The 5859-nt window shown below is 51.3% G+C and carries 4 protein-coding genes; 3 read left to right on the forward strand and 1 reads right to left on the reverse strand.

Translation table 11 applies throughout. From position 1 onward, the window contains the following. Window positions 1-124: 124 nt before the first annotated feature. A complete protein-coding gene (locus RR842_RS11205; protein ID WP_332729776.1) occupies window positions 125-1093 on the reverse strand; it encodes a helix-turn-helix transcriptional regulator in 969 nt (322 codons plus the stop codon). 329 nt (window positions 1094-1422) lie between these two features. Here RR842_RS11205 and ptcA point away from each other — a divergent pair, with 329 nt between their 5' ends. From ptcA to RR842_RS11220, 3 genes are all read left to right on the forward strand, one after another. Then, entirely contained in the window at window positions 1423-2460 is a 1038-nt protein-coding gene (ptcA, locus tag RR842_RS11210; RefSeq protein ID WP_332729778.1) for a putrescine carbamoyltransferase, read from the forward strand. 137 nt (window positions 2461-2597) lie between these two features. After that, window positions 2598-4067 carry a Na+/H+ antiporter NhaC family protein gene (locus RR842_RS11215; protein WP_332725101.1) on the forward strand — a complete coding sequence of 490 codons (1470 nt, stop codon included), beginning with the start codon at window positions 2598-2600 and terminating at the stop codon, window positions 4065-4067. 151 nt (window positions 4068-4218) lie between these two features. Continuing rightward, complete coding sequence (locus RR842_RS11220; RefSeq protein WP_332729779.1) at window positions 4219-5541, forward strand: MFS transporter; 1323 nt, start codon at window positions 4219-4221, stop codon at window positions 5539-5541. Window positions 5542-5859 lie beyond the last annotated feature (318 nt).

A 5859-nucleotide genomic window follows, 5' to 3' on the forward strand; every position in this document is an offset into this window, starting at 1 on the left:
ATGATAGCGGTGTTCATAATTCTCCTAACGTCGTAGATGAGGGTATTTTACCATCGCCAACGCAAATGAACAGCCTTTTTTAAGAGGAGAAAGCCACTATGACGAACACCTTGCTTACCCGCCTTCAATAGCGCCAGAAATCTTGCAGAAGTTCTTGGCGCGTTTTGGTCCTGGTCTTCTGCAAAATGTTATGTGTGTGAGACTTCACCGTACCGATTGCCAGATACAACTCACTTGCCGTGTTTTGGTAGTCTTTTCCTTCAACGATACAGCAAAGTATGTCACGTTCTCGGCGTGTGAGACCATGTTTTTCACAGTAACGATCAATAGTGAAATCGACATAGCACTTCTCTGCCTCATCCTGAGAGGGAAGGGATATGTCTTTGCTCCGCAGCTGAGAAGCGCTCAGGCTAAAGTGCACAGCGAACAAAGCGAGCACGAACGCAAGGAGGTTTTCGGTGATATTGCGTTCGGAGATAAACAGGAAGGCAACCGAGTTCATAAGCTCGGTTGAGGGCTGCCAAAGAAGGATCACAAAAGTGTTCTCGATGACGATGAGTATGCAAAAAACGACCCCAAGGACGACAGGAACCTTGAGTTTTCTGATGCCGGCTTTGTAGGGTCCCGATGCCTTCCGGTATTGAACTAAGGTAAAAAGCAATATCCATGCGGTAAATACCTCGCGGGTACTATAAAAACACCACTGCCTCAAGGACCCTTCCGGAAGAAAATGAATGACGACAAGGCTAGCCGTCAAAAAAACTGCCGCTGGGGCAACGAGAAGAACGATGTTTCGTTTATTGAGGTAATAGCACAGGGCGATCCAGACCGATTCTAGCACCCCCATGGCGAGAATTGCTTTGAGATAGGGCGAAGGGATAGCGTAAAACATGTTTCGATCGTGCAGCACGCCATGGCTGAGGTATTCGCTTTGAAATATGAAAGTAAGATCGAAGAAATACAGCAAGAACGCAATAGCTACAAAGAGATACGCAGGACTGCGTCTGGCGGCATACAAGGAAAGCATCGACACCGTTGCCGCAATGCACGAGGCCATAATCAGAATAGTGTATGCATAGAAAGCAACTTCCATGTTGGCCTACTCCCCTTCGGTGCTCTTCCCTTTTCCTTGTTGTGTCACTCATGGTAGCACTCACTAAAATTCACGGTGGAAAATGTGTGAATTTCTATTGGTTCAATTTGGTTCAGACGACGTTTAGCCTTAAAAACCCTGCGGTTTAAGACGGTAGGGATCAAATTTTGTAAGCGATAGGGTAATGCGGTTTGGAAAAGTTTACCTCAGCGAAATAGAAAATGAACCAATTTAATGCTTCCCGATGAAGAGGGCTCTGCTGCATGCTGTGCGCCAAGAGATGCAACCGCTGGAAAGTGGTTGCAGTCAATCCCAACAAGGAGGCAGCAATGACCGTGAAGGATTACATCGACACCAACGACTTTACCAAAGAAGAACTGCTCGACATGATCGAACTGGCGATTTCTCTGAAGGCTATGATTAAGGCTAATCGCTATCCGCAGCTGCTCAAGGACAAGACGCTCGGTATGATCTTCCAACAGGTATCAACCCGCACCCGCATCTCTTTCGAGACGGCTATGACCGACCTGGGCGGCCACGCACAGTTTTATGGACCCGGCACCATCCAGCTGGGCGGTCATGAGACCATCGAAGACTCTGCCCGCGTTATGGGATCGCTTGTGGACATTCTTATGGCTCGCGTCGACCGCCACATCGATGTTGCAAACCTGGCCAAGTACAGCGCGGCACCCGTCATCAACGGCATGTCCGAGCTCAATCATCCCACCCAGGAACTTGGCGATCTGCTTACTATGATCGAAAACCTTCCTGCTGGTAAAAAAATCGAAGATTGCAAGCTCGCATTTATCGGTGATGCCACACAGGTATGCGTATCGTTGATGTTCATCTGCTCAAAGATGGGGATGGACTTCGTGCAGTTCGGACCTAAAGGTCACCAGATCACCGACGGAGGCTTGCAAGTGGGCAACAAGATCGACCTTCTTGCTATCGGTCAGAAAAACTGCGAAGTTTCTGGCGGAACCATCACTATCTCCGACGATATCGAGTCTATCAAAAACGCGGACTTCGTATACACCGACGTGTGGTATGGCCTTTACGATGAAGAAGAATCAGGCACCTCCTATATGGATATCTTCTACCCCAAATACCAGGTAACCCCCGAACTCATGGCTCTTGCAGGTCCAGATGCCAAGTTCATGCATTGCCTGCCCGCCACCCGCGGTGAGGAAGTAGTCGACGAAGTCATGGATGGCAAAAACAGCCTGTGCTGGGTCGAAGCCGAAAACCGTAAGCACTCCATTCGCGCTATCTTGGCATATCTTTGCCCGGTCGCGCCCGAAGATACTGCCGCAGCCGACGAGGCCGAGGCTCGAGCGAATGCCGTACTGGCAAAGATCGGTAAATAGGGATTCGTTTCGCTGATCGGCAAGCTCTGCGAAACAGGTTGATGTTGCGGCAGCCTGCCATGGCTGCCGCAACTTTTAGGGCAGACCCCAGATATCCAAAAGGGGTCGCCAGATAAATCACAGGAAGGAACCTCATTGTGAGCATTAAGGAAAAGACACCAAAAGAGGTGAAATTTCGTCACGGCATACTCGCCCTCGGTGCGCTTGCGGTTGTAATGTTCGGCTGTGTTGTCGGATTGGGGTCTGAGCCGCAGATCCCTCTTGTCGTCGGTTGTGCTATTGCCGGCGGTATCGCCATGTACTTGGGTCGTACGTGGGAAGATGTGCTCGACGCGATACTTAAAGGCATCAATGACGCGATGGAAGCCGTGCTCATTTTGATGTGCATCGGCATGTTGGTGGGTGTGTGGATCCAGTCAGGCACCGTGCCCACCATGATTTACTACGGTCTTATGGTAGTAAGCCCCGAGCTATTCTTGCCTATCGCATTCTTGGTAACAACGGCAGTCGGTATCGTATTGGGTTCATGGGGTGCTGCAGGCACCATCGGTATCGCCTTTTTAGGTATTGCCGCAGCGCTCAACATTCCGCTAGGCATGGCGGCGGGAGCTGTCGTTGCCGGTTCCTACGTAAGCGAGATCATCTCTCCTTTGGTTGATGGACCAAACCTAGCTGCAGCCATTGCCGACTGTGGCGTTTTTGCACTATGCAAGCGTTTTTTGGTGCTGTGCCTCATCACCTGCTTAGGCTGTGCGGGAATTTATCTGGCAATAGGGATGAACCTCGACGTTGCGGGCTCTGTTGATGTTTCGAGCCAGGTCGGCTCGCTTTTAACAGCGCTGGATGCAAATTACAGTATCGGACCTATCACGCTTATTCCCCTTGCAGTCATGATCCTCTGCATCGTCTTGAAGGTTCCCGCTATTCCCTCGTTTCTCGCAGCCATTGTCGTTGGCATGGTAGAAGCATGCCTCTTGCAGGGCTCCGCGTTGTCCACGGTGGTCGAAGTCGCTAATTTGGGCGTCGTAAGCAACACGGGGTTCGCTCAGCTGGATGCACTTCTTTCCAATGGCGGCATACAGGAAATGATGAGCACCATCTCCATCGTCGTCTTGGTTATGGCTTATGGCGGCATTATGCAGCATACGCACCTGATGGATGCCCTTGTTGATCCTATCGTTAGCAGGCTTCGTCGTATGGGGCAGCTGATCGGTGCCACCGTGTTTTCGGGAGCACTGTTTAATGTGCTTCTGCCCGACCAATACCCGGCCATCACGCTGTCTACGCAAATGTACAGTAAGGAATTCCGTCGCCGCGGCGTAAAGAACGACGTCTGGGCCAACATCGTCAATTCGAGTGCAGGCATCACTTCCGTCCTGGTGCCATGGAACACCTGCGCGGTCTATATGGTGACGGTACTGGGTGTTGAGTGTCTCACCTATATGCCCTACGCCTTCTTCTGTTATTTATACCCGTTAGTTGTCGTTGCGATAGGGGTGCTGTTCGGCAAAAGGATCGGCTGGGTTCCTCGGTCCGAACCTGCTGAACTCGACGATACCTCGCAGGTAACTTCTTCGGATCGGGAGACAGCCGTTCAAAAGGCATAAAACTCGAAACCCACGCGCGTTTTTCACAGAAGCGTGCGTGGGTTTCTTTCGATTGAACGCTTCGCGCAAAACGCGCTTGCGCACCTTGCCCGAAGCCTACCATTCGCGCGCCATCTGCTATGCAGAAGGTTTTCGGAAATGAGGAACATCAATGAAGGAAAACTTGAAAGAAGCGAAGGGCCACGCCTGGCTCGTTGTGCTTGCCTGTGGTTTCATGATCTCGGGATCGATAGGATTTTTAACCGTTGTCGCAGGCAACTTCTATGTGCCCGTAAGCGAAGGGCTTGGCATCGAGGAGTCGTCACTCGCGTTCTACATGACCATCGTATGTTTGGGGCAGGCGGTCAGCATGCCCATTGCCGGACGATTAGTTCCCAAGATGAATATCGCCGTGCATATGACGCTGATCAACGCTGTGGAGGCGGCCGCAGTTGTGGCAATGTGTCTCTATAACGACGTGTTTATGTGGTATGTCTCAGGCGCTATCATCGGATTCTGTATGGGTTTCAATACTTCGGTGGGTATCGCCATCATATTGAACAACTGGTTCCACAAGCGTGTTGGTTTGGCCATCGGCATAGCTTGGGCTCTTTCGAGCATTTGCAACGCCATCATGAGCCCTATCATCAATTCGGTTATCACCTCGGCCGGCTGGCGGGTAGGTTATGTAGTGCTCGGATTGTCAGCCGCTGTGCTCATGTGTGGCTCGTCTTTGTTTATCATCAGATTGAAGCCGGAAATGAAAGGGTATTTGCCCTACGGTGCCACAGAACACAATGCTGACAGCGCCACTGTGCCTACCGACGGCGTTGATTTCAAGACAGCTGTGAAATCCCCGGCATTCATCTCAATTGTCGCCGCTATGTGTTTTATCGTCATGACCACCGTGACCAACCAGCTCTTCCCCATGTACGGCACCTCGGTTGGATTCTCCCCGCAGATTGGCAGCCTCATGGTGTCGGTGGCGATGCTGTGCGATATCATATGGAACCCGCTCATCGGATGGACGTGCGACAAGTTCGGTCCCGCCCGTGCCGTAGCCATGTGGTCAGGCGTAACGATACTGTCGTTTATGTGCCTTCTGTTCAGCACCACCTCGCCCTTGCTCGCTTGTGTAGGAGCTGGATTAAACGACTCGATGTACGCCGTGTTCGGAACCGGCATCGCAACGCTGACTATGGCGATGTTCGGCCATAAAGACTACGGCAAAATCTATTCATTGGTCCCAGCAATCGGCTATGTGCTCGGCTCCCTCGGCGCTCCGCTGTTGACAACCATATACAAGACCACAGGTGCGTTTACCTCGGTATGGATATTTTGCATCGTTTGCGACATAGCCATCGCCGTGCTGGCGATAGTCGCCTTTAGGCTTAGCCGAAAACTTCCCCGCATTGATGGATCGTCCGGCGAGAAAAACCCCTCTGGCATTGAAACACCTTCCAGCAACGAAGCTCTACCACCATCTATGGCATAACCTTGCCAAGCCATATCGTCAAGAAACCATATACGCGGCTTCTTGACAGCAACAAGCGTCCCGCCTGATTTATACTCGGCAGGACGCTTGTTGCGTTTGCTGTTTTTTTGGCAAGGGTACTGGCTTGCGCTGGCACGATCTTTAACAAACGCTATGGAACTTTCGGGGGAACCGTGCACGCTTCTCCTTGCTTTGGTACACTCTTCAACACAAATGATACTTATGCAGTAGCACATAAGGGTTTCGACGCTCGCTGCCTTGAAACCGCAAAGGAGATAGTATGTTGCACGCACTGGAAGTTAAACCCGACATCTATTG

Origin of the sequence: Gordonibacter sp. (assembly GCF_036667095.1) — a bacterium.
Taxonomy (GTDB): Bacteria; Actinomycetota; Coriobacteriia; order Coriobacteriales; family Eggerthellaceae; genus Gordonibacter.

What these genes read in the sequence shown, in the direction of transcription:
- RR842_RS11205 (WP_332729776.1), bottom strand. Translation starts at nt 1,093, where the DNA reads ATGGAAGTTGCTTTCTATGCATACACTATTCTGATTATGGCCTCGTGC.
- ptcA (WP_332729778.1), top strand. Translation starts at nt 1,423, where the DNA reads ATGACCGTGAAGGATTACATCGACACCAACGACTTTACCAAAGAAGAA.
- RR842_RS11220 (WP_332729779.1), top strand. Translation starts at nt 4,219, where the DNA reads ATGAAGGAAAACTTGAAAGAAGCGAAGGGCCACGCCTGGCTCGTTGTG.